20 protein-coding genes and 1 pseudogene are annotated in these 23,416 nt (G+C 62.7%); 16 read left to right on the top strand and 5 right to left on the bottom strand.

Annotated elements, in window-relative coordinates:
• The first annotated feature begins 29 nt into the window (after positions 1 to 29).
• From JQ574_RS09195 to JQ574_RS09175, 5 genes are all read left to right on the top strand, one after another.
• On the top strand, positions 30 to 368 hold the full coding sequence (locus JQ574_RS09195) for a P-II family nitrogen regulator (protein WP_192740630.1): 339 nt from the start codon (positions 30 to 32) through the stop codon (positions 366 to 368).
• A gap of 145 nt (positions 369 to 513) precedes the next feature.
• Positions 514 to 1,767, top strand: coding sequence for an ammonium transporter (locus JQ574_RS09190; protein ID WP_249119232.1), 1,254 nt, complete (start codon positions 514 to 516; stop codon positions 1,765 to 1,767).
• 306 nt (positions 1,768 to 2,073) lie between these two features.
• Positions 2,074 to 2,412, top strand: a complete 339-nt coding sequence (locus tag JQ574_RS09185; protein WP_008142813.1) for a P-II family nitrogen regulator — start codon at positions 2,074 to 2,076, stop codon at positions 2,410 to 2,412.
• 36 nt (positions 2,413 to 2,448) lie between these two features.
• Entirely contained in the window at positions 2,449 to 3,909 is a 1,461-nt protein-coding gene (locus JQ574_RS09180) for an ammonium transporter (protein ID WP_212210259.1), read from the top strand.
• A 197-nt stretch (positions 3,910 to 4,106) separates the two neighbouring features.
• A complete protein-coding gene (locus tag JQ574_RS09175; RefSeq protein ID WP_212210258.1) occupies positions 4,107 to 4,922 on the top strand; it encodes a DUF3658 domain-containing protein in 816 nt (271 codons plus the stop codon).
• A 26-nt stretch (positions 4,923 to 4,948) separates the two neighbouring features.
• Here JQ574_RS09175 and JQ574_RS09170 read toward each other — a convergent pair whose 3' ends face one another.
• Positions 4,949 to 5,434 (bottom strand): DUF4240 domain-containing protein, encoded by a 486-nt coding sequence (locus JQ574_RS09170; RefSeq protein WP_212210257.1) that lies wholly within the window; start codon positions 5,432 to 5,434, stop codon positions 4,949 to 4,951.
• A 155-nt stretch (positions 5,435 to 5,589) separates the two neighbouring features.
• Between JQ574_RS09170 and JQ574_RS09165 the strand changes: the two genes are divergently transcribed.
• From JQ574_RS09165 to JQ574_RS09145, 5 genes are all read left to right on the top strand, one after another.
• Positions 5,590 to 5,997, top strand: coding sequence for a GFA family protein (locus JQ574_RS09165; protein WP_212210256.1), 408 nt, complete (start codon positions 5,590 to 5,592; stop codon positions 5,995 to 5,997).
• Positions 5,998 to 6,920: 923 nt separating this feature from the next.
• Complete coding sequence (locus JQ574_RS09160; protein ID WP_212207614.1) at positions 6,921 to 8,144, top strand: aminotransferase class I/II-fold pyridoxal phosphate-dependent enzyme; 1,224 nt, start codon at positions 6,921 to 6,923, stop codon at positions 8,142 to 8,144.
• Positions 8,145 to 8,156: 12 nt separating this feature from the next.
• The gene (locus JQ574_RS09155; protein WP_212207613.1) at positions 8,157 to 10,607 is read left to right on the top strand and encodes a DNA translocase FtsK; all 2,451 of its coding nucleotides are present in this window, start codon (positions 8,157 to 8,159) and stop codon (positions 10,605 to 10,607) included.
• A 142-nt stretch (positions 10,608 to 10,749) separates the two neighbouring features.
• On the top strand, positions 10,750 to 11,589 hold the full coding sequence (locus JQ574_RS09150) for an outer membrane lipoprotein carrier protein LolA (RefSeq protein WP_212207612.1): 840 nt from the start codon (positions 10,750 to 10,752) through the stop codon (positions 11,587 to 11,589).
• A gap of 65 nt (positions 11,590 to 11,654) precedes the next feature.
• Positions 11,655 to 12,470, top strand: coding sequence for an exodeoxyribonuclease III (locus JQ574_RS09145; RefSeq protein WP_212207611.1), 816 nt, complete (start codon positions 11,655 to 11,657; stop codon positions 12,468 to 12,470).
• A gap of 70 nt (positions 12,471 to 12,540) precedes the next feature.
• On the opposite strand, the gene JQ574_RS09140 is transcribed toward JQ574_RS09145, so the two are convergent.
• Together JQ574_RS09140 and JQ574_RS09135 are read right to left on the bottom strand one after the other, a co-directional pair.
• Positions 12,541 to 12,981 (bottom strand): Crp/Fnr family transcriptional regulator, encoded by a 441-nt coding sequence (locus tag JQ574_RS09140; protein WP_192740640.1) that lies wholly within the window; start codon positions 12,979 to 12,981, stop codon positions 12,541 to 12,543.
• Positions 12,982 to 13,029: 48 nt separating this feature from the next.
• Positions 13,030 to 13,716 (bottom strand): response regulator transcription factor, encoded by a 687-nt coding sequence (locus JQ574_RS09135; protein ID WP_044539278.1) that lies wholly within the window; start codon positions 13,714 to 13,716, stop codon positions 13,030 to 13,032.
• Between the two features lie 260 nt (positions 13,717 to 13,976).
• Between JQ574_RS09135 and JQ574_RS09130 the strand changes: the two genes are divergently transcribed.
• Both JQ574_RS09130 and JQ574_RS09125 read left to right on the top strand, forming a co-directional pair.
• A complete protein-coding gene (locus JQ574_RS09130) occupies positions 13,977 to 14,546 on the top strand; it encodes a L,D-transpeptidase (protein ID WP_212207610.1) in 570 nt (189 codons plus the stop codon).
• Between the two features lie 24 nt (positions 14,547 to 14,570).
• Positions 14,571 to 15,356 (top strand): 2-keto-4-pentenoate hydratase, encoded by a 786-nt coding sequence (locus tag JQ574_RS09125; protein WP_212207609.1) that lies wholly within the window; start codon positions 14,571 to 14,573, stop codon positions 15,354 to 15,356.
• 168 nt (positions 15,357 to 15,524) lie between these two features.
• Here the strand turns inward: JQ574_RS09125 and JQ574_RS09120 are convergent, their stop codons facing one another.
• Positions 15,525 to 16,214, bottom strand: coding sequence for a YggS family pyridoxal phosphate-dependent enzyme (locus JQ574_RS09120; RefSeq protein ID WP_212207608.1), 690 nt, complete (start codon positions 16,212 to 16,214; stop codon positions 15,525 to 15,527).
• 106 nt (positions 16,215 to 16,320) lie between these two features.
• Between JQ574_RS09120 and JQ574_RS09115 the strand changes: the two genes are divergently transcribed.
• Positions 16,321 to 18,012, top strand: a complete 1,692-nt coding sequence (locus tag JQ574_RS09115) for a diguanylate cyclase domain-containing protein (protein ID WP_212207607.1) — start codon at positions 16,321 to 16,323, stop codon at positions 18,010 to 18,012.
• Here JQ574_RS09115 and JQ574_RS09110 read toward each other — a convergent pair.
• Positions 18,009 to 18,930: pseudogene (locus tag JQ574_RS09110) on the bottom strand (GGDEF domain-containing protein). The gene JQ574_RS09115 and the pseudogene JQ574_RS09110 overlap by 4 nt on opposite strands.
• 285 nt (positions 18,931 to 19,215) lie before the next feature.
• On the opposite strand from JQ574_RS09110, the gene leuS reads away from it, so the two are divergent.
• From leuS to holA, 3 genes are read left to right on the top strand one after another with little or no spacing between them, the layout of a single operon-like run.
• On the top strand, positions 19,216 to 21,840 hold the full coding sequence (gene leuS, locus JQ574_RS09105; protein ID WP_212207606.1) for a leucine--tRNA ligase: 2,625 nt from the start codon (positions 19,216 to 19,218) through the stop codon (positions 21,838 to 21,840).
• Positions 21,827 to 22,378: an LPS assembly lipoprotein LptE gene (lptE, locus tag JQ574_RS09100; RefSeq protein WP_212207605.1), complete on the top strand. Its 552-nt coding sequence runs from the start codon at positions 21,827 to 21,829 to the stop codon at positions 22,376 to 22,378. The genes leuS and lptE overlap by 14 nt, the downstream gene beginning before the upstream one ends.
• An 8-nt stretch (positions 22,379 to 22,386) precedes the next feature.
• Positions 22,387 to 23,415, top strand: a complete 1,029-nt coding sequence (holA, locus tag JQ574_RS09095) for a DNA polymerase III subunit delta (protein WP_212207604.1) — start codon at positions 22,387 to 22,389, stop codon at positions 23,413 to 23,415.
• The last annotated feature ends 1 nt before the right edge of the window (position 23,416 follow it).

The following is a 23,416-nucleotide window of genomic DNA, read 5'->3' as shown; positions in this document are numbered from 1 at the left end:
TGCATCCCAAGAGACATGAAGGCCTGACCATGAAACTCGTCGTCGCGATCATCAAACCATTCAAACTTGACGAGGTGCGTCAGGCGCTGACGGCCATCGGCGTGCACGGCATGACCGTCACCGAGGTCAAGGGGTACGGCCGCCAGAAGGGCCACACCGAAATCTATCGCGGCGCCGAATATGTCGTGAACTTCCTGCCCAAGCTGCGCATCGAAATCGCGGTCGCCTCCGACGTCGCGGACAAGGCGGTCGAGGTCATCACCGCACATGCGCGCACCGGCCAGATCGGCGACGGCAAGATCTTCGTGACGCCGATCGATCACGCACTTCGCATTCGCACCGGGGAAACCGACAGCGACGCGCTCTAAAGTTTTCAGTTCAGTTCAACGCGCGCGGGCAACGACGCCTGACGCGCGAACAAAAAACGACAACAGAACGACAACAGGCCGGGGAAATTCCATGGGGGCACTCTCGATTCGTGCAGCGAAGATCGCTGCGCTCAGCATTCTTGCGATGAACGTCTGGCCGGCGACACCGGCCTTTGCGCAGACATCGACCATCAACGCGGCCGACACCGCGTGGATGATCGTCGCCACCGCCCTCGTCCTGATGATGACGATACCGGGCCTGGCGCTGTTCTATTCCGGCATGGTGCGCAAGAAGAACGTGCTGGCGACAATGGCGCAGAGTTTGGCTGCGGTCGCGATCATCTCGATTCTCTGGGTGTGTTTCGGCTATTCGCTGGCGTTCGTCGGCGAAGGTCCCTGGATCGGCACGCTCGACCGCTGGTTCCTCATCGGCGTCACCATGGACAGCGTCCACCCGGCGGCGAAGACGATTCCGGAAATACTGTTCGTGCTGTACCAGATGACGTTTGCGATCATCACGGTGGCGCTGGTGGCGGGCGCGGTGGCCGACCGGATGCGGTTCTCGGCCTATCTGCTGTTCTCGATCGGCTGGTTCATGTTCGTCTATGTGCCGCTGGCGCATTGGGTGTGGGGCGGCGGCTTCCTCGCCACCATGGGCGTGCTGGATTTTGCCGGCGGCCTCGTCGTGCATCTGTCCGCCGGCATCGGCGGTCTGGTTGCCGCCAAGGTGATGGGACAGCGTCACGGCTATGGCAGCGACAACCTTTCCCCGTTCGACCTGTCGCTCGCCGTCATCGGCACCGGATTGCTGTGGGTCGGCTGGTTCGGATTCAACGGCGGCTCGGCGCTGGCGGCGAATTCACGCGCCGTGATGGCGATCACCGCAACGCATCTGGCGGCCTGCGCCGGCGCGCTGACCTGGGGCGCGATCGAATGGGCGACGCGGCGCAAACCCTCCGTGCTCGGCATGATCTCCGGCGCGATCGCCGGCCTCGGCACGATCACGCCGGCCTCCGGTTACGTCGCACCGTGGCATGGAATCATCATCGGCATTGTGGCGGGTCTGGTTTGCTTCTGGGCCTGCACCTGGCTCAAGCACCGTTTCAAGTATGACGACTCGCTCGACGTGTTCGGCGTCCACGGCATTGGCGGCATGACCGGCACCCTGCTCGCCGGCGTGTTTGCAACGTCAGCCATCGGCGGCAGCGCCGGCCTGATCGAGAACAACCCGCAGCAGGTGCTGATCCAGCTCTACGGCATCGGCGTCACCTTGGTGTGGTCGGGCGGCGTCACCTATGTGCTGCTCAAACTGGTGAGCGCGTTCGTGCCGCTGCGGGTGTCACTGCAGCAGGAGCTGGAAGGCCTGGATATTTCGCAGCACGGCGAGGCGCTTCAGTAGAACTACCCATCTAGAATAGGGGCTTCCTGCCCTCGCACTGGGCAGGATTATGTCCGGAGTCTGGCGTGCCCGCGCCTTGACCAGCCATGCCTATTTTTTAATCGCGACGGAATAGCGCAGTTTGGTTCCCCTCCCCGAAAGGCCGAAAAGGCCCGGATTCGTAAACTGTTAGGGAAATCCGCCGTTCTGGCACGGCATTTGATTCTAAGGGTCCTGGCTGTGCCCGCGAAGTGAACTTCTCCGCGTGGTGAACCTCAGTCGAGAACGCCCGGTCCGTCTGTACCGGGCCAAGCGGGGATAGGACCCATGAAAATTGTTATGGCGATCATCAAGCCATTCAAACTCGAAGAAGTCCGGGACGCCCTGACCGCCATTGGCGTTCACGGTCTCACGGTGACGGAAGTCAAAGGCTATGGTCGGCAGAAAGGCCACACGGAAATCTATCGCGGCGCTGAATACGCGGTGAGCTTCCTGCCCAAGATCAAGATCGAGGTCGCTGTGGCCTCGGATCAGGTCGACAAGACCATCGACGCCATCACCTCGGCAGCAAAAACCGGACAAATCGGCGACGGCAAGATCTTCGTCATCAACCTCGACCATGCGGTTCGCATCCGCACCGGTGAGGCGGATGCCGCGGCACTCTGATCTCGCGCTCAACCCAGACACTCAGGAGTACAACAAATGACGTTCAAACGTCCCTATAGCGCGGGACTGACGGCCCTCGCCGTCGGCATGTTCGCCGCAACCTCCGCTTACGCGGAAGCCACAGTCAACAAGGGCGACAACGCCTGGATGCTCACGTCGACGGTGCTGGTGCTGTTGATGACGATCCCCGGCCTTGCGCTGTTCTATGGTGGTCTGGTCCGCTCCAAGAACATGCTCTCGGTCCTGATGCAGGTTTTCTACACCGTCTGCATCGTCACTCTGATCTGGGCGGTCTACGGCTACAGCCTCGCCTTCACCGGCGGATCGGACTTCATCGGCGGCTTCTCCAAGGCGTTCCTGAAGATCGCGCCGGAAGGCAAGACGATTCTCGACGCTCAGGCGGCGACCTTCTCCGCCGACGTCAACATCACCGAGCTGATCTATATCTGCTTCCAGATGACCTTCGCGTGCATCACCCCCGCACTCATCGTCGGCGCCTTCGCCGAACGCATGAAGTTCTCGGCTGTCGCGCTGTTCGTACCGCTCTGGGTAACCCTGATCTATCTGCCGATCGCGCACATGGTTTGGTACTGGGCTGGACCGGACGCGATTACTGCCGCGCTCAAGACCTTCGAAGCCGCGACGGACAAAGCGGCTGCGCAGGCCGCCTTCGATGCGGCGAAGACCGCCTTCGGGGATGACCAGGGCTGGATCTTCAAGAAGGGCGCGATCGACTTCGCGGGCGGCACCGTGGTGCACATCAACGCCGGCATCGCCGGTCTCGTCGGTGCGCTCCTGATCGGCAAGCGCGTCGGCTACGGCAAGGAGCTGATGGCTCCGCACTCGCTGACCATGACCATGATCGGCGCTTCGCTGCTCTGGGTCGGCTGGTTCGGCTTCAACGCCGGATCGAACCTCGAAGCCTCCGGCGGCGCCGCGCTCGCCATGACCAACTCCTTCGTTGCAACGGCAGCGGCGGCGATGGCCTGGATGTTCGCGGAATGGATCGTCAAGGGTCATCCTTCCGTGCTCGGCGCGTTGTCGGGTGCGGTGGCGGGCCTGGTGGCGGTTACGCCCGCGGCCGGTTACGCCGGTCCGATGGGCGCGATCGTGCTCGGTCTCGTGGTCGGAATCGTCTGCCTGTTCTTCTGCACCGTGGTGAAGAATGCGCTCGGCTATGACGACTCGCTCGACGTGTTCGGCGTCCACTGCGTCGGCGGCATCGTCGGCGCGCTCGGCACCGGCATCCTGGTGAACCCGGCGCTCGGCGGTACCGGTGTCATGGACTACACCATCGGCAAGATCGCGGAATACGACTTCGCAGCCCAGATGGTCTCGCAGCTCTGGGGCGTCTGCACCACGTTGGTGTGGTCGGGCATCGGTTCTGCCATCCTGTTCAAGGTCGTCGATGTCATCGTCGGCCTGCGCGTCAACGTCGAGACCGAGCGTGAAGGCCTCGATGTCACCGAGCACACCGAGCGCGCCTACAACATGTGAGTTCTCCCGGGGTGCGATCCCCAAGGGGTCGCACCCACAACTCCGGTCCGGGCACATACCCGGCAATGCCCTGACCGTTGAGGGGCTCCAGCGCAAGTTGGAGCCCCTTTCTTTTTTTGGAGTTTGGAAATTGAATCGAACTTGAGTGGACGCTTGAGTGGCAACATGGCATCGGAAGCCTTCACCGAGGACTGTCGATGACGCTCCCCCCGCTTCACGTCGTATTCACGCCCTCCGGCGCCGGCAGTCTGAGGCAAGCTCTTGCGAATGCCGGCCGCGACGATCAGGTCATTTCCTCTTTCGACCACCTTGGCTTCGGACCCATCAACCCTCCCGATCTGCCGCTCCGATCGAAATGGGTGGAGAACGAACTTGGCTGGACGGGATGGAATGACATCACTCCCGAAACAGAAGCGTTCTGGCGCGAGGCGCTTTCCCCTGGCCGTCGAAAGGTCGCGTGGACGTCGCGGCGATCGACCGTGGAGTATGCGGGCTTTCTCGAATGGCTGTGGCGAATGGAAGACGCGCCATGCGACGTGGTCGATCTGAGTGAGGTCAAGGTGTCTCGCAACTCCGGGCAAGACCCGACACCGCCGTCGACCTTGGCCATTAGTCTTGGCATTATTCCGACAGACATAATTGGCCAAGACAAGCTATGGAGCTTGGCCGAGCCGCTGCAGGCCGCCGCGCGGTTGCGATATCGCGATCTGTGGCAGCAGCTTCGTTCCGAGAACGCGCCGCTGCGCGTCATCGAAGGCACGGAACTCGTGTCGGCGCCCATTTCGTATTTCGATACGCGGTTGATGTCTTGCGCAACGAACGACTGGCAGAAGGTGGCAAGGATCGTCGGGGAGATTTTGGTTGCAGAAATGGATGATGAAGTCCTTCAGGTCGGCGATCTTGTGCTGGCGGCACGCATCGACGCCTTGGTCGAGAGCGGCTGTCTGGAAATTCAGGGCAAATCTGCGCTCGACATGCGCGACAGTCAGGTGAGGCTACCGGGGGCGAAATAGAACACCTTTTGCGGGATTGCGTGTCATCACCCAAATCTCGCACTGAGTTTCGGAAACAGGTCGTAAACCTTGTCCTCCTGCCACTCGGTTCCGGATGGCTGAGCTGGCGCACTCCGCGCCGGTAGGTTGCCGCCAACCGCTTCAACGCCATCGGTGACGGCGTATTGATAGCCTTCGTAGAACCAGTCCAATTCATCAAAGCCGTCGTCCGCCAGGGAGTCCGGATCCGACAGCGCGCGCTTGAACGCCTGGCGTCCCCGGGAAATCAACGCGGCGCGAAAATCGGAGAAGGTGTCGTCGCTGCAGCCGCCATTGATGACGTAAGCCGCGCCCCACAGCGGCCAGTCATAAGCCTGGTCCATCTTTTCATTGAACAACCGCGCAAACTCGAGCGCCTCGTCCTTCGGCAGCGCCGCGATTTGCTGGCGCAGCGCGTCGCATTTCTGATCCATATCGCCACCCGAACTATCGTGCGCGCGCTGCACGATTTTCCAGAATCCATCCTCGTCCATTACGTGCTCCTGCCAGCAAACTCGCCTTCGTCGTCCTGCACAAGCTAATCCGGGACTGGCTGAAATCACGATGGAACAGAAACCAGAGCTAAAAAAGCATTGCCAAATCCTGCTCACGGCGCAGAATTGACTGCAACGATAACCGGGAGGACGTCATGAAACTCGAAGGCGGATGCTATTGCGGCAAGGTGCGCTATCAGGCCGAGGGCGACCCGATGATGAAAGCGCAGTGCCATTGCCGCGAATGCCAGTATATCACTGGCGGCTCGACCAACATGTTCCTGGTGATGCCGATCGCCGGCTTCAAATACACCAAGGAGACTCCCAAGCAGTTCAAGCGCACCGACCTGGAACGCGCGGTGACGCGGGAGTTCTGCGCCGAATGCGGCACCCACGTCGTGACGCGGCCGCCGGGCTTGCCGGGCGTCGTGGTGAAAGTCGGCACGCTCGACGATCCCTCGCAGTTCGACGGCCCGCAGATCGCGATCTACACCGTCGACAAGCAGCCCTATCACCATGTGCCCGAGGGCATGCCGAGTTTCGAACGGCTGCCGCAAAGGTAGGCCTTCCAGCATCGTCATTGCGAGCGAAGCGAAGCAATCCATAGTGCGGCATAGCAATTGTGGATTGCTTCGTCGCTTCGTTCCCTTGCGCAAACGCTTTACGTTTGTCGCAGGCAATGACGCTTAGCTGTGACAAAAACAACACGACGGGCAAATCAGTTCTGATTTACGGAAGTTGTGTCAAGCCCCAAAATAAAAAATATTTCTGTTTACCAGAATGGCAAATCAGGTGCATACCTTTCGCCATCCCGCCCTGCTAAGAAGGGCGTCGGCCGTCGTCACGGACGTTGGGCGGGTTGCGGTGGACGCTGGTTTACGCCTCGACGACGGCGTGGATGAGCGTACGGCAAAACCGTGTGGTCCTGGCACCCGTTGCAGGTGTCAAGCTGTCGGGTAGGCGAGAGCCGAACGGCAGCGACGGAGTCAACCAAGAACTCGTCTCCGGGGAGAGCACGGCATAAGCCGTAAAGCCATTGCGCAGGGAAGGCCGGGTGTTCTCCGCTGCCCTGTATGCTCGTGTGCAGCTTTCTTTGCACTATTCGCACACGAGACCGCGGGTGCAGCGCGCACCCGGTCTTCCCTGCGCCCTCTCATGAGAGGGCAAGGAATTTCTGGCAAAGCTCGGGCGCAATGCGTCGCGAGAATGCGAACGCACACTCAGTGTCATCGCCCGGCTTGACCGGGCGACCCAGTATTCCAGAGGCGTCGATGATGGAACCGAGAAGCCGCGGCGTACTGGATCCCCGCATGCGCGGGGATGACAACCGAATGCGGCGCGGAGCTGCTGGTGCTGATCGCCCCAAAATCACTCAAAATCGACGCTGGCGCCGATGGTTAATCGCGTCTTAACCTCGCCGTATCTATGGTGGTTTGATCCGTTACCGGTCGCTCCACCCGCTATTGAAAGTGTTGGCGTTTCAGACATGGCAATGACCGCCTCTTCCGGCGTGGCGCAGGGCGCCGGCAGTATCCCGGCCGGTCAGGCCGAACGTTCGCCGTTTCTGCGGACGGCCGAGCTTCTGGCTCCCTATCAGCCCGGTAAGCCATTGATTGCATTGTCATTAGGCGAGCCGCAGCACCCGGTTCCGTCCTTTGTCGGACCGGTGCTGGCCCAGCATATCGCCGATTTCGGCCGCTACCCGATCGCCAAGGGCATCGAGCCATTCCGCCTAGCGGTCGCAAACTGGCTCTCGGCCCGGTTCCAGCTGCCCCGGGCAATGGATCCCGAGAGTGAAATTCTGGTGCTGAACGGCAGCCGCGAGGGGCTGTTCTTCGCCGCGATCACGGCCGCGCGCTATGTCGGCCCGCGCAAGGGCACGCCGGCGATCCTGATGCCAAACCCGTTCTATCCGGCCTATGGCGCCGGCGCGCGCGCCGCCAATTGCGAACCGATCTATCTGCCGACCACGCTCGCCAACGGCTTCCTGCCGGATCTCGACGCGCTCGATGAGGCGACGCTGGCGCGCACCGTTGCGATGTACATCGCCTCGCCCGCCAATCCGCAAGGGTCGGTCGCCTCGCGCGACTATTTTACCCGTCTGGTGCAACTCGCCGATCGCTACGGCTTCATGATCCTGAGCGACGAGTGCTATTCGGAAATCTACACCAAGCAGGCGCCGGGCAGCGTGCTCGAATGCGCAGGATCCGATTTCAGCAACGTCGTGGCGTTTCAATCGCTGTCGAAGCGCTCGAACCTGCCGGGCATGCGCGTCGGCTTTGCGGCCGGCGACAGGAAATTTCTCAGCGTCTTTCACGAACTGCGCAACGTCGCCGCCCCGCAGGTGCCGGTGCCGCTGCAGCAGGTCGCGGTCGCCGCCTATAGCGACGAGGCGCATGTCGAGGAAAACCGCCGACTCTATCGCATCAAGTTCGATCTCGCCGATCAGATCCTCGGCAATCGCTACGGCTATGCCAGGCCCGCCGGCGGCTTCTGCGTCTGGCTCGATGTATCGGAGCGCGGCGGCGACGAGGCTGCAACGGTGCAGCTCTATCGCGATGCCGGCGTGCGCGTGATCCCCGGAACCTATTTGTCGCGTCCGCAGAACGACGGCAGCAATCCCGGCGCCGGCTATATCCGCCTGGCGCTGGTATCGGACAGTGAATCAACGGCCGAGGCGTTGCACCGCCTGGTCGAAACTTTGGCTTAGTCGCAGGGCCCCATGAGCATGCCAGCGATCGAACGTGTCATTCCCCTGGTCGGCCATCTGCCGGCCTCGATCCGCGACGCGCTGGCGCGGCGCCTGCGGGAGGTTGCAGGCCTGTGCCTGATCGCGATCTCCGGCGTCGCCAGTGCCGCGCTGATGACGTGGTCGGTGCAGGATCCGAGTTTGAGCCACGCGACCTCGCGTGCGATCCGCAACGTCCTCGGTTATCCCGGCGCGATCGGCGCCGATCTCCTGATGCAGATTCTCGGCCTTGGCGCGATCATGCTGATCCTGCCCGTCGCGGTGTGGGGCTGGCGCATGCTGACCCATCGCACCTTCGACCGCGAAGCGTTGCGCCTGGCCTGCTGGATTCTCTGCACCATCATTGCGGCAGGCTTTGCCAGCTGCTGGCCGCATGGCGGCGCATGGCCGCTGCCGACCGGGCTTGGCGGCGTCGTCGGCGATGCCCTGGTGCGTGCGCCGGCCGTCATCTTCGGGCCCGCCGGTTTCATCTACCGCCTGGTGCTCGGCATCATCCTGTTCGCGGCGATGTGCGCCACCTTCCTGTTTGCGAGCGGCTGGGGTTCGCGTCCACGCGACGACGAAGAGCTGACACCGATCGAGGACGATGACGCGCCGTTCGAGGAAGAGCGCGATCGCAGCTCGGTCTCGCTCGGCTGGGTCTATCATGCCCTGATGAGCGCCAAGGCCCGGCTCGGCTGGCTGATGTCCACGGCCTACCGTTCGCTGGTCGCAAGCGCGCCGCAGCCCCGCACCGCCTCGTTCGAGCGACAGGAGCCCAGTCTCGGCGGCCGCCCGGCGCCATCGATTGCCCCGCAGGCCGAGGAAGATTACGGCCACGAGGAAGAGGAAGAAGACGAGGAAGAGGAAGCCCCCGTCGCCCGCGCCCCGCGCAAGAAGGCGGCAGCGCCAAAAGCATCGACACGCAAAGACAAGTTCGAACTGCCCGCGGTCTCGATGCTCACGGCACCAAAAGCATCCGATCGCCAGCCGCTCAGCAAGAGCGAATTGGAAGCCAATTCGCGCGCGCTGGAAGGCGTGCTCGGCGACTTCGGCGTCCGCGGCGAGATCGTCAAGGCCAATCCCGGCCCTGTCGTGACGCTGTACGAACTCGAACCGGCGCCCGGCATCAAATCCTCGCGCGTCATCGGCCTCGCCGACGACATCGCCCGCTCGATGAGCGCGCTGTCGGCACGCGTCGCCGTGGTGGCCGGCCGCAACGCCATCGGCATCGAATTGCCGAACGCGCACCGTGAGAAGGTCTATTTGCGCGAGCTGCTGTCGCTGAAGGACGAGTCGCACGCCAAGCTGCCGCTCTGCCTCGGCAAGAATATCGGCGGCGAATCCATCATCATCGACCTGGCGCGCACGCCGCATATGCTGATCGCCGGCACCACCGGCTCCGGCAAATCGGTCGCCATCAACACCATGATCCTGAGCCTAGTCTACCGGCTGCGGCCCGATCAGTGCCGGCTGATCATGGTCGATCCCAAAATGCTCGAACTCTCCGTCTATGACGGCATCCCGCATCTGCTGACGCCGGTCGTGACCGACCCGAAGAAGGCCGTGGTCGCGCTGAAATGGGCGGTGCGCGAGATGGAAGAGCGCTACAAGAAGATGTCCAAGCTCGGCGTCCGCAACATCGATGGCTACAACCAGCGTCTCGTCGAAGCCAAGGGCAAGGGCGAGGAGCTGACGCGCACGGTGCACACCGGCTTCGACAAGGAAACCGGCAAGGCGATCTACGAGGACGAAAAGCTCGACCTCGAACCGCTGCCCTACATCGTCATCATCGTCGACGAAATGGCCGACCTGATGATGGTGGCCGGCAAGGACATCGAAGGCGCGGTGCAGCGGCTGGCGCAGATGGCGCGCGCCGCGGGCCTGCACGTGATCCTCGCCACGCAGCGTCCGTCGGTCGACGTCATCACCGGAACCATCAAGGCGAACTTCCCGACCCGCATCGCGTTTCAGGTCACGTCGAAGATCGACAGCCGCACCATTCTCGGCGAAATGGGCGCCGAACAACTGCTCGGCCAGGGCGACATGCTCTATATGGCGGGTGGCGGCCGCATCAGCCGCGTGCACGGCCCGTTTGCCTCCGACGAGGAAGTCGAAAAGGTGGTGCGCCATCTCAAGACGCAGGGCCAACCTGAGTATCTCGAGGCCGTTACGGCGGAAGAACCTGCCGAGGGCGAGGACGGCGCGGTGTTCGATTCCACCGGCATGGGCGGCGATGGCGGCGGCGACCTGTTCCAGCAGGCCGTGGCCATCGTCAAGCGCGACCGCAAGGCCTCGACCTCCTACATTCAACGCCGGCTGCAAATAGGCTACAACCGCGCGGCGTCATTGATGGAGCGGATGGAACTCGAAGGCATCGTCGGCCAGGCCAACCACGCCGGCAAACGCGAAATTCTGGTCGAGGAAGAAGAGAGCGGTTTCTAGAGCGATTTCAAGCGATTGGGCGCACTGACGAACTGAATTTGGTGTAATAATTCTCACGGAAAAACGATATCTCCTTTGGTCGAAAGCGCGATAAAACCACCGGCAGTGGGACGATCCGTTGAATAGAGATTCGAAATATCTAATGACACACTACTTTACCCATCGCGGCGTCCGTTACGGACTGGCGCTTGTGATCGCCATGTCCGTTGCCGGCGCAGCGACATCAGGCTTTTCGCAGAACGTTCCGGTCCCAAAGCCCGCACCCAAGGCCCGCGACGGCGGCGTGCAGCTGAGCGCGCAGGATTCGCAAAAAGGTCCGGCGACGACGGGTGCGACCCAGGCGCCGCCGAAGGCGGGGGCGACGCAAGCGCCACCGAACCCTGTCATCCCCGATCCAAATCGCAATGTGCCCGCCAATATTTTCGCGACCTTCGATGCCAACCAGAAGGCGCAGGCCGCCAGGGTGAGTACGTATCTGTCGTCGCTGCAGACGCTGGTCGGAAATTTCGTCCAGGTCGGGCCGGACGGCAGCAAGACCAAGGGCGACTTCGTGATCCAGAAGCCGGGCAAGGTACGCTTCGAATATGATGCGCCGAGTCAGATCGCGATCGTTGCCGACGGATCCTCGCTCGCCGTGCGCGACAAGAAGCTCGCGACCCAGGACATCTATCCGTTGTCGCAAACGCCGCTCCGGTTCCTGCTGTCGGACCGTATCGATCTGTTGAAGGATACCAACGTCGTCAGCGTCACTGCCGATGACGTCTTCATCAGCGTCACCATCGAGGAGAAGCAGGCGCTGATCGGCACCAGCCGGTTGATGCTGATGGTCGGCACCAAGGACGGCCAGCTCAAGCAATGGACCGTGACCGACCCGCAGGGCTACGACACCACGGTCGCGGTCTATAATCTCGATACGTCGAAGAAGGTCGATCCCGGCCTGTTCAAGATCGATTTCACCAATTATTCGGTGCCGCCAGGCTGATGATTCTTGATTAGGGACGAAGGACGTGCGTCATCAAGCGCACGTCTTTTTCATTTCGGGCCCGCATGCGTTTTTCCCTGACCACGTGGAATATCAACTCGGTGCGCCTGCGCATCGACATCGTCGCCAAATTCCTCAAATCGGTACGGCCTGACGTCCTCTGCCTGCAGGAGACCAAATGCATCGACGATGCCTTCCCGCTGAAGCGCTTCAAGCGCCTCGGCTATGAGCATGTCGCACTGAACGGACAGAAGGGCTATCACGGCGTCGCCATCGTCTCGAAACTGCCGTTCGAGACCAAGGATATCCGCACCTTCTGCGACAACATCGATTCGCGGCACATCTCGGTGGCGTTCGGCGAAAAGGCCCAGCTCGCAAAGCCGCTGGTGCTGCATAATTTCTACGTCCCGGCCGGCGGCGACATCCCCGACCCCGCGCTCAATCCGAAGTTCGATCACAAGCTGAAATTTCTCGACGAGATGAAAGCCTGCGAACCGCTGCATCCGCGCGGCGACGACCGGCATATCCTGGTCGGCGACCTCAACGTGGCGCCGCACGAGAACGATGTGTGGTCGCACAAGCAGCTGTTGAAGGTGGTCTCGCACACCCCGATCGAATGCGAAAAGCTGCTGGCGGCACAGACCCATGGCGAATGGTTCGATGTCGCCCGGATGCGCATTCCACTGTCGGAGAAGGTCTATACGTGGTGGAGCTACCGCGCCGCCGACTGGACCGTCGGCGACCGCGGCCGCAGGCTCGATCACATCTGGGTCTCGCGCGCGCTGAAGGATGGCGTCAGCGATTTCCGCATCACCCGCGACGCGCGCAGCTGGGAGCGCCCGTCGGATCACGTGCCGGTTACGGTGACGCTGGAGGTGTGAGGTCAGAGCGTTTTCGAGCGAAGTGGATACCGGTTCGCGTGAAGAAAACGCGTCAAAACAAGAATTGCGATCAGGTAGAGAGCTTGGCGCCGGCCATCAATATATCGCTGGCAAGCTGGCTGGTGCGGGTGGCGAGTTCGTCGCGCAGCGCCCGCGCCGCGGCAGGATCGCTCTCGAGCACGCGCTGAAACAGGCTGCGCGACACCCGGATCACGGTGGAATTCTCGATCGCGATCGCGCTCGACGGCCGCTTCATCGCCACGATCAACGCCAGCTCACCGATCAGGGCACCGGGACCTGCGATGACTTCAGCGCCGCCGTCCTCGACCCGGAACGCACCGCGCTGCACGATATAGCCTGCGTCCGCCTCGTCGCCGGCGTTGAACAACTGGTCGCCGCGGCCGAATTCGCGTTGCTCCGAGCCGATCGCCAGCATGCGCAGCGCCGTCGTTCCCAACAAGCGCAGTGTCGGGACGCGCTCGAGCAGAGCTACATCATCTTCGATCGACATACGGAACCGGTGATGCCCAAAGAGGTACGATTCGTGGGCCGAATCGTATCACGGCACCAGCTTGTAGCCACCGGCTTCCGTCACCAGGATCTCGGGATTCGCGGCATCCTTTTCGATCTTCTGCCGCAGCCGGTAGATGTGGGTTTCCAGGGTGTGGGTGGTGACACCCGAATTATAGCCCCAGACTTCCTGCAGCAGCGTCTCGCGCGACACCGGCATCTGGCCGGCCCGGTACAGGAAGCGCAGGATCGCGGTTTCCTTCTCGGTCAGCCGCACCTTCCGGGCGTTGGCGCCGGTCAGCATCTTGGAGCCGGGGCGGAAGCTGTAGGGGCCGACGGAAAACACCGCGTCCTCGCTGGCCTCGTGCTGGCGCAGCTGCGCCCGGATCCGGGCCAGCAGCACGGCGAAGCGGAACGGTTTTGCCACGTAGTCATTGGCGCCGGATTCGAGGCCGAGAATGGTATCCGAATCGGTGTCGTGGCCGGTCAGCATGATGATCGGCGCCTTGAAGCCCCCCTTGCGCAGGGAGCGCACCACTTCGCGGCCGTCGGTATCGGGCAGGCCGACATCCATCAGCACCAGGTCGGGGGAATTGGCCTTGGCGGCGCTGGCGCCCTTGGCGCCGGTATCGACCGCGGAGGCTTCGAACTCCTCATGCAGTGATAATTGCTCAACCAGCGTGTCGCGCAGATCGGTATCGTCATCCACGATCAGGATCTTGCGGGCATTGGCCATAGGTACGATCCTCTAGAGGCAGGCGGCGGACACAAGTGGGAGCGTCTCAAGCCGGTCTTGGTCGGTTGGTCGATGACGAAACTGGCTCGCGGGCGAACCTCGGCCATCGGGTACGGAATCAGGTAGGAGATTGTTACAATTTCACAAGGCGAACCGCAGTGTATCCCAGATTCGAGGGGCTGTTGGATGAATGTCCTGTAATGCGCGTCAAATAGAGCAATTGCGGCCGGGGACGCAACCCCAGGATTTGGACCTTTGGCATGGGAAACACCAATTTTTCAATCACTTATGAGACAGAAGCGCGTGATCGGCCGCTCTCGGCGATCAGGGTTCATCGCGCCGCGGGCGATCCACGCCGGGGCTGGCTGACGGCCGACGGCTGGACCATCCCGGTGGCACTTGGTCGCGGCGGCATCCTCGCCAACAAGCGTGAAGGCGATGGCGGCACCCCGCGGGGCACCTACCGGCCGCTGCAATTATGGTGGCGCGCCGACCGCCACACCCGCCCCCCAACCTTTCTGCCGGTCCGGCCGATCCGGCCCGGGGACGGCTGGTGCGAAGACCCGAAGGACCGCCACTACAACCAGCCGATACGGCTCATGCGTGACCAAGCCGGCGACCGCCTCACACGCGACGATCACCTCTACGACTTCATCGTCGAGATCGATCACAACAGCGCGCCGCGTATTGCCGGCCGCGGCAGCGCGGTGTTCCTGCATCTGGCGCGCCCGAATTTTTCCGCCACGGCAGGCTGCGTTTCGATGACAAAGTCTGCGATGCTGCGGTTGCTGCGGCGGATGGGGCCGCAAACCAAAATTATTATTGGATGAACTTCATTTCAGGGTGCGGGGATTATGCAGGACAGACATCAGATTGCGTCGGCGTCGCAGACGTTGCACGACCATTGGCGCGCCGGCACCAAGCTTGACGCACTCGACGACTGGCTGCGTCCACAGGACCGCATCGAGGCATATGCGATCCAGGCCGCGATCGAAAGATTTTCGACGACCCATCTGTTCGGCTGGAAGATCGCGGCCACCAGCGAGGCCGGGCAGAAACACATCAATGTCGGCGGTCCAATGGCCGGACGCATTCTCGCCGAGACCGTGATCCCTGACGGCGGCACGGCGTCGATGGCCGGCAACGAAATGCGCGTTGCCGAGCCGGAATTCGCGTTTCGCATGCGCTACGATCTACCGTCGCGATCGACGCCCTACACGGTGGGCCAGGTGCTCGATGCCGTGGACACGCTGCATCCGGCGATCGAAATTCCGGATTCGCGCTTTTCGGATTTCGTCAGCGCCGGCGACGCCCAGATCATCGCCGACAACGCCTGTGCGCACCTGTTCGTGCTCGGCCCGGCCACGACAGCCGACTGGCGCGCGCGCGACCTGGTGGAGGAGCGGCCTGTCACCACGCTGCGCGGCCAGCAATTCGTCGGTCACGGCAAGAACGTGCTGGGCGATCCCCGGCTGGCGCTGACCTGGCTCGCCAACGAATTGCGCCAGCTCGGCGTGACACTGAAAGCGGGCCGCGTCGTCACCACAGGCACCTGCCATCCGCCGCTGCCGATCCAGGCGGGCGATTTCTGCGCGGTTGATTTCGGGGTGCTCGGGAAAGTGTCGGTGGGGTTCGAGTAGCCTTCGCCTCAAACTCAGTGTCGTCCCGGCCTTGAGCACAGATGCGCAATTGCGCATCGGGGGACCCATAGCCACCGCTATTCATTGCTCACGAAGAGTATCAACTCCGACTGTGCATAACCGAGGAGCCACGGCGTATGGGTCCCGGCTCAAGGCCGGGACGACAAGTCACCGATGCCCGAAAATCGCCGAGCCGACGCGGATATGCGTGGCGCCGAACTGGATCGCGATCGCAAAATCGGCGCTCATGCCCATCGACAGATTCTTCAAGCCGTTGCGCGCGGCGATCTTGGCGGTCAATGCGAAATGCGGTGCCGGCGCCTGGTCGACCGGTGGAATGCACATCAATCCGGAAATCAGCAGGCCATATTTCTCCCGGCAGCTCGCGATGAACGCATCGGCCTCGCCGGGCGCGACGCCGGCCTTCTGCGGCTCCTCGCCGGTGTTGAGCTGGACGAACAATTCCGGCTGCTTTTTTTGGGAATTGATTTCCTTGGCTAACGCTTCGCAAATGCTCGGGCGGTCGACAGAATGAATGGCGTCGAACAGCGCCACGGCCTCTTTCGCCTTGTTGGATTGCAGCGGGCCGATCAGATGCAGCGCCAGCCCCTGGTAAGCGGACATTAACCCAGGCCATTTCGCTTTGGCTTCCTGCACGCGATTCTCGCCGAATACGCGCTGTCCGGCGTCGATAATGGGCGAAATCGCCGACGCGTCGAACGTCTTGGACACCGCGATCAATTGTACCGTCGCCCGATCGCGGCGCGCTTCCTTGCAAGCACGCGCGATGTCCTGCTCCACCGAGGCAAGACCGCTAGGTAAAGGTTCAGTTAGCGAGGTGGTCGTCGGAGGCGTCATGTCGATTGCGGCTCGTACATTTACGGGATTTCCTTGGATTTTACCAAGTTCGGGAAGGGCTTTTTGAATCCTTCGCTTTACCCTGCCACGCGGGGTAGGGGCCAAAATGTCTAGCGTTATTTTCAACCGCAACAGAGTGAAACTCAAGAAGCTTCTGGGGATCCGGACGCGGCTGGTGCTGCTGGCGTTGATGCTGGTGGCGCCCTTGATGCTGGAACGCGTCCGTTCGCTCGAGCATGCCCGCTCCAAGCAAATCGCCCTTGCCACCGAAGAATTCCTCAACATCGCCCAGCACAGCGCCGATACCCAGCGCGAAGTGGTCTCCTCCGTCGAGACGATGCTGAAATCGGCGGCCTATATCCGCGCCTCCAGCGGCATCGGGCGCAGTTGCGAAATCCTGCGTGCCAGCCTGCCGAGCAACCTGCCCTGGATCCGCAGCATCATGATCGCGTCCAAGGACGGCCTCGTGCAGTGCTCGACCTTGAACATTCAGGTGGGATTGCAAATCGGCGACCGCGAATATTTCAAGAAGGCGCAGGCAAGCCGCGACTTCGTTTTCAGCGATTACCTGTTCGGCAAGACCAACGGCCGGCCGATGATGATGGCGGCCTATCCGGTGTCTGCCATCAATCCCGAGGAAGATGCCATCGTCGTTGCCGGCATCAATATCGACTGGCTGTCGAAGATCATGACCAATCTCGGCGGGCGGCCGGGAATTTCGTCGTTGCTGGTCGACAGCGCCGGCGTCGTCCTCGCCGCGCCTACCGATCAGACCAGCATGATCGGCCGGCCGCTCGATTCGGTGCCGCTGATGTCCGCCGTGGCGGAGAAGGCCTTGAGCTCCGACGCCCCGACCGGCTCGCTTTCGTTCACCGCGTCCGACGGCTCGAATCGCACCATCAGTTTCTCCCGGATTTCCGGAACACAGTCCCGCCTGATCGTCAGCATCGACGAAACCAGGGTGACGGCCGCGATCAATCGCGAGATCCGCACCGCCTATCTTCAATTGGGATTTGTCTGCCTGTTCGTGCTGCTGGGCGCGCTGATCGGCGCGGAAAAACTGATCATCAACCCGATCGAGGTGATGACCGGCATGGCCAGGCGGTTCGGCGAGGGCGACCGCACGGCGCGCGTCGCGCGCAGCAAACTGCCTTCGGAATTCATGCCGCTGGCGCGCGCCTTCAACGCGATGGCCGCCCAGCTCAGCCAGCGCGAGCGCGAGCTCCTTGCCAACAACGACCGCCTCACCGTAATCGCGTCGATCGACATGCTGTCGGGTCTCGCCAATCGCCGCGGCTTTCAGAGCCGTCTGGATTTCGAATGGATGAAGGCGCAGCAATACAACAGCGAATTGTCGCTGCTGATGATCGATGTCGATCACTTCAAGCTCTACAACGACACCTATGGCCACCCCGAGGGCGACGCCTGCCTGACCAGGCTCGGCGAAACGCTGGCCGGCATCGCCGCCGACACCATGGGCTTCGCCGGGCGCTATGGCGGCGAGGAATTCTGCCTGCTGCTGCCGAACACCGATTCGCTCAAGGCACTGGCGATCGGCGAGATGGTGCGCACCGCGGTGCTGGACCTGAAAATACCGCATCACACCAGCAGCCATCACACCGTCACCGTGAGCATCGGTGTGGCCGGCACGCTTCCGAACGACGCGCAGCGCCCGGGCGACCTGATCGAGGCGGCCGATGCCGCCCTCTACGCCGCCAAACACCGCGGCCGTAACACCGTGGTCGAACATGGCTTTGCGAAGATGGTCGATCAGGCCGGGATGGCGCTGGCGGGCTAGCCCGTCGCCCGCTGCTCAGGCACGAGTTCGGCCTCGGTGACGACCCGGTTGCGGCCGGTCTTCTTGGCCTGATAGAGCGCGCGGTCGCAGCGCTCGATCAGATCGGCCATCGATTCGCCGCCCTGGAACTGCGCCACTCCGATGGAGATGGTGATGCCAGGCAGTGCTTCTCCGGTCGAACGGCGGGAGATGTGGCATTCGGCAACCAGGCGCCGGATGCGTTCCGCAATCGTGGCAGCCGTCGTCAGGCCGGCGTTCGGCAGGATGACGATCAACTCCTCGCCGCCATATCGCGCCGGCAGATCGATGTCCCGCACGGCCTCGCGCAACACCTTCGCCATCAGGCGCAGCACCTGGTCGCCGACCCCGTGGCCGAACTCGTCGTTGAAGCGCTTGAAGTGATCGATATCGATCAGAAGCGCACTCACTGGATCGTCCTGCTCCATCGCCGCGAGCTGAGCCTTGCGGAAGAACTCCTCCAGCGCGCGGCGGTTCGGCAGGCCGGTCAGCGTGTCTGTCTTGGCCCGCTCCTCGGACTTGACCAGGGAATCGCGGATCGTCGCCAGTTCGCGTGATTTCTCGACAAAGCTGACTTCGAGCTTGGTGGCGCGCGTCGTCGCCTTGGCGAGTTCGCTCATCAGGCTCTCGATCAGCAGCTTGGGATCGACGCCGGCCCCGGTGCGCTCGGTGACATCGTTGATGGCGGCCATTTGCGAGCGGTTGTCGGCGATCGCCGTGGTCAGGAACTGCTTGGCCGACGCCATTACCGAATGCAGTTGCTGGGAGACTTCATAGGCCACCGCCTCGTCGGCGGCCTTCGATCCGATATAGCTCTCATAGATTTCACGATTGGTCTGGGCGTCGAATTTGCGCTTGTTGGAAATTGTTCGGCGTCGGCGGCACGCGATGCTCGGCCATTGAGCGCATGGCCGTTTCAGCGACCGACGTCGCGTATTCGAAATCGAGCTCGTCGAATCCCGCGGTCACGGCTTTGATGGCTTCCTACCGGTGAATTGGTGCTCTTTTCATAGGCAGGTTCCCATGAATTCGTTAAATGCCCCTCAACCGACCCGCCGGCATTCGGCTCAAGACACCCCAAGGGGGCCTGTCGATCTGCGCCAACCCGTTGACCCCGCAACCGCTTTTGTGGCCTAGTCCGCCGTCTTTTAGACGGCCCCGAATCCATAAAAGCCCAGCGATTCCATGACCTCCGAACGCTATAACGCCCGTGACTCCGAGCCGCGCTGGCAACGCCAGTGGGACCAGAAGGCGATCTTCGCCTCCAAAAACGACGATTCCCGGCCGAAATATTACGTCCTCGAGATGTTCCCCTACCCGTCCGGGCGCATCCATATCGGGCATGTCCGCAACTATACGCTCGGCGACGTGCTGGCGCGGTTCATGCGCGCCAAGGGGTTCAACGTGCTGCACCCGATGGGCTGGGACGCGTTCGGGCTGCCGGCCGAAAACGCCGCGATCGAGCGCAAGGTCGCGCCCAAGGCCTGGACCTACGACAACATCGCCGCGATGAAGAAGCAGCTGCAGTCGATCGGACTGTCGCTCGACTGGAGCCGGGAATTCGCGACCTGCGACCCCAGCTATTACAAGCATCAGCAGAAGATGTTTCTCGACATGCTGCGCGCCGGTCTCGCCGAGCGCGAGAAGCGCAAGCTGAACTGGGACCCGGTCGACATGACCGTGCTCGCCAACGAGCAGGTGATCGACGGCCGCGGCTGGCGTTCCGGCGCCGTGGTCGAACAGCGCGAGATGAGCCAGTGGGTCTTCAAGATCACGAAGTACTCGCAGGAACTGCTGGACGCCCTGGACGGGCTGGATCGCTGGCCCGACAAGGTGCGGCTGATGCAGCGCAACTGGATCGGCCGCTCCGAGGGCCTGCTGGTGCGCTTCGCGCTGGATGCGGCAACAACGCCGGCCGGCGAGAGCGAGCTGAAGATCTTCACGACGCGGCCCGACACGCTGTTCGGCGCGAAGTTCATGGCGATCGCGGCCGACCATCCGCTGGCGATCGCGGCGGCAGCGAAGAATCCCAAGCTCGCGGAGTTCATCGCCGAGGTCAAGCGCATCGGCACCGCCCAGGAAATCATCGACACCGCCGAGAAGCAGGGTTTCGACACCGGCATCCGCGCCGTGCATCCGTTCGACCCGAACTGGAAGCTGCCGGTTTATGTCGCCAACTTCGTGCTGATGGAATACGGCACCGGCGCGATCTTCGGCTGCCCCGGGCACGACCAGCGCGACCTCGATTTCGTCAATAAATATGCGCTCGGCGTCACGCCCGTCGTGTGTCCGGAAGGCCAGGATTCGAAGACGTTCGTGATCACGGACACCGCCTATGACGGTGACGGCCGCATGATCAATTCCCGCTTCCTCGACGGCATGACCATCGAGCAGGCCAAGGAAGAAGTCGCAAAGCGGCTGGAGCGTGAACTGCGCGGCAACATGCCGGTGGCTGAGCGGCAGGTGAACTTCCGCCTGCGCGACTGGGGCATTTCGCGCCAACGCTATTGGGGCTGCCCGATCCCGGTGATCCACTGCCCGAAATGCGATGTGGTGCCGGTGCCGGACAGCGACCTGCCGGTGGTGCTGCCGGAGGACGTGACCTTCGACAAGCCCGGCAACGCGCTCGACCATCATCCGACCTGGAAGCACGTCGCCTGCCCCAAATGCGGTGGCAAAGCCCAGCGCGAAACCGACACCATGGACACGTTTGTCGACTCGTCCTGGTATTTTGCGCGCTTCACCGATCCCTGGAACGAGAACGCGCCGACTACGCCTGACGTCGTCAACCGGATGTTGCCGATCGACCAGTATATCGGCGGTGTCGAGCACGCGATCCTGCATCTGCTGTACAGCCGCTTCTTCACCCGCGCGATGAAGGCGACCGGCCATATCGGCATGGACGAGCCGTTCGCCGGCATGTTCACGCAGGGCATGGTGGTGCACGAGACTTACCAGAAGGCCGACGGCTCTTACGTCACGCCCGCCGAGGTGAAGATCGAGACCGGCGGCAATGGCAAGCGCGCCCTGCTGCTGACCACGGGTGAAGAGGTCGCCATCGGCGCGATCGAGAAGATGTCGAAGTCGAAGAAGAACACTGTCGACCCCGACGACATCATCGCCACCTACGGCGCCGACGTCGCGCGCTGGTTCATGCTGTCGGACTCACCACCGGATCGCGACGTGATCTGGAGCGACGAGCGCGTGCAGGGCGCCTCGCGCTTCGTGCAGCGGCTGTGGCGGCTGGTCAACGAATCGGCCGAGATCGCCAAAGCAGCCCCGGCCGCCCGGCCGGCCTCGTTCGGCGATGATGCGCTGGGCTTGCGCAAGGCGGCCCATGGCGCGCTGGACAAGGTGTCGAACGGCATCGAGCGGCTGCATTTCAACGTCTGCCTCGCCCATATCCGCGAATTCACCAATGCGCTGGCCGAGGTGCTGGGGCGGGAGGGGCAGCCGACGCCTGACTTGGCCTGGTCGGTCCGGGAGGCCGCGGTCATCCTTGTTCAATTGTTCGCTCCCATGATGCCCCATCTGGCCGAGGAGTGCTGGACGGTATTGGGGCAATCCGGGCTGATTTCGGAAGCCAATTGGCCCCAAATCGAACGCGATTTGCTGGTTGAAGACACGGTGACGCTGGTGGTTCAGGTCAACGGCAAAAAACGGGGTGATGTAACCTTGCCACGGGGCGCCCAAAATCCGGAAATTGAGGCTGCCGTTCTGGCCCTTGATGCGGTAAAACTGGCCCTGGGCGGCAAGGCCGTCCGCAAGGTGATTGTTGTTCCCATGAGGATCGTGAATGTCGTTGGCTAGGACCCGGATCGCCGCTCGGCTGCTCGCCGTTGTCGCTCTGGCGGCGCTGACGGCCGGCTGTTTTCAGCCGATGTATGCCGAACGCGCCGACGGCTCGCCCGGCCTGCGCGAAAAGCTGATGGGCGTGGAAATCCCGCCCGTCGACAAGAACAACGCCTCCCGCGAGGCCCGCATTCAGGTCGAAATCCGCAACCAGCTGGCGTTCAAGCTTTATGGCAATGCGACCGGCATGCCGCCGACCCATCGGCTGGTGCTGCGGTTCTCCACCAGCCGCTCGTCGCTGATCCTCGATCCGACCACCGCGCTGCCGTCGAGCGAGAATTACGGCATCGACGCGCAGTACAATCTGATCGATCTGGCGACGAACAAATCTGTCATGACAGGCACGACCTTCTCCCGCGTGTCCTATGACATCCCGGGCCAGATGCAGCGTTTCGCCCGCGCCCGCGCCTTCCGCGACGCGGAGGATCGCTCAGCCAACGAGATCGCCGAGAACATCCAGACCCGGCTGGCGTCGTTCTTCGTCGCCGGCACCTGATCCCGCAATTGGTCGCGCTTCGCGGAAAAGAAATCGACGCTTTTCTCGCCCGGCCTGATTCCGGCCGTCCCATCATCCTGCTGTACGGCCCGGACGCCGGCCTGGTGCGTGAACGCGCCGACGCACTGCTGGCGTCCGCGGTCGACGATCCCAATGATCCGTTTTCAATGGTGCGGCTGGACGGTGACGAATTGTCGGCCGAGCCATCGCGGCTGGTCGATGAAGCGATGACGGTACCGCTGTTCGGCGGCCGCCGCGCCATCCGCGTGCGTGCAGGCTCGCGCAGTTTTGCTGGCGGTATCGACACGCTGGCAGAGATGTCGCTCAAGGATTGCCGCATCGTGATCGAGGCCGGCGAGCTCCGGCCGGAGTCGCCGCTGCGCAAGGCCTGCGAGCGCGCCAAGACCGCGGTCGCGATCGCTTGCTATCCCGACACCGAACGCGACCTTGCCAAGCTGATCGATGATGAATTGCGGCCCTCCAACCTGCGCATCGCGCCCGACGCCCGCGCCGTGCTGACCGCACTGCTCGGCGGCGACCGGCAGGCCTCGCGCAACGAACTTCGAAAACTCGCGCTCTATGCCCATGGCCAGGGCGAGGTGTCGATCGACGACGTGATGGCGGTAGTCGCTGACGCCTCCGAGCTGAAGCTCGATCCGATCGTCGACGGCGCGTTTGCTGGAAAGCCTGATCTGGTCGAAAGCGAATTCGCCAAAGCGATGATCGCCGGCACCTATCCCGGCGTGATCATTTCGGCAGCCCAACGCCAGGCCGCATGGCTGCACAAATCGGCGCTAGCGGTAGCCGAAGGCACGCCGGTCTCGAATTTGCTGGAGAGCGGGTATCCGCGGCTGCATTTTTCGCGCAAGGGCGCGGTTGAAGTCGCGCTACGGAATTTCAGCGCCGCGCGGCTGGTCGCGATCATCGACCAGCTCGCGACCGCCGCATTCGACATGCGCAAGCAGGCCACGCTGGCGGCTGCGATCGCGCAACGAACGCTGTTGTCGATCGCGGCGAATGCGAAGCGGCGGGGGTAGC

This window comes from Bradyrhizobium sp. AUGA SZCCT0158 (assembly GCF_018130065.1).
In the GTDB taxonomy this organism is placed as follows: Bacteria; Pseudomonadota; Alphaproteobacteria; order Rhizobiales; family Xanthobacteraceae; genus Bradyrhizobium.
The sequence above is the reverse complement of the archived record's forward strand: the minus strand, read 5'-3'. Positions and strand labels throughout refer to the sequence as shown.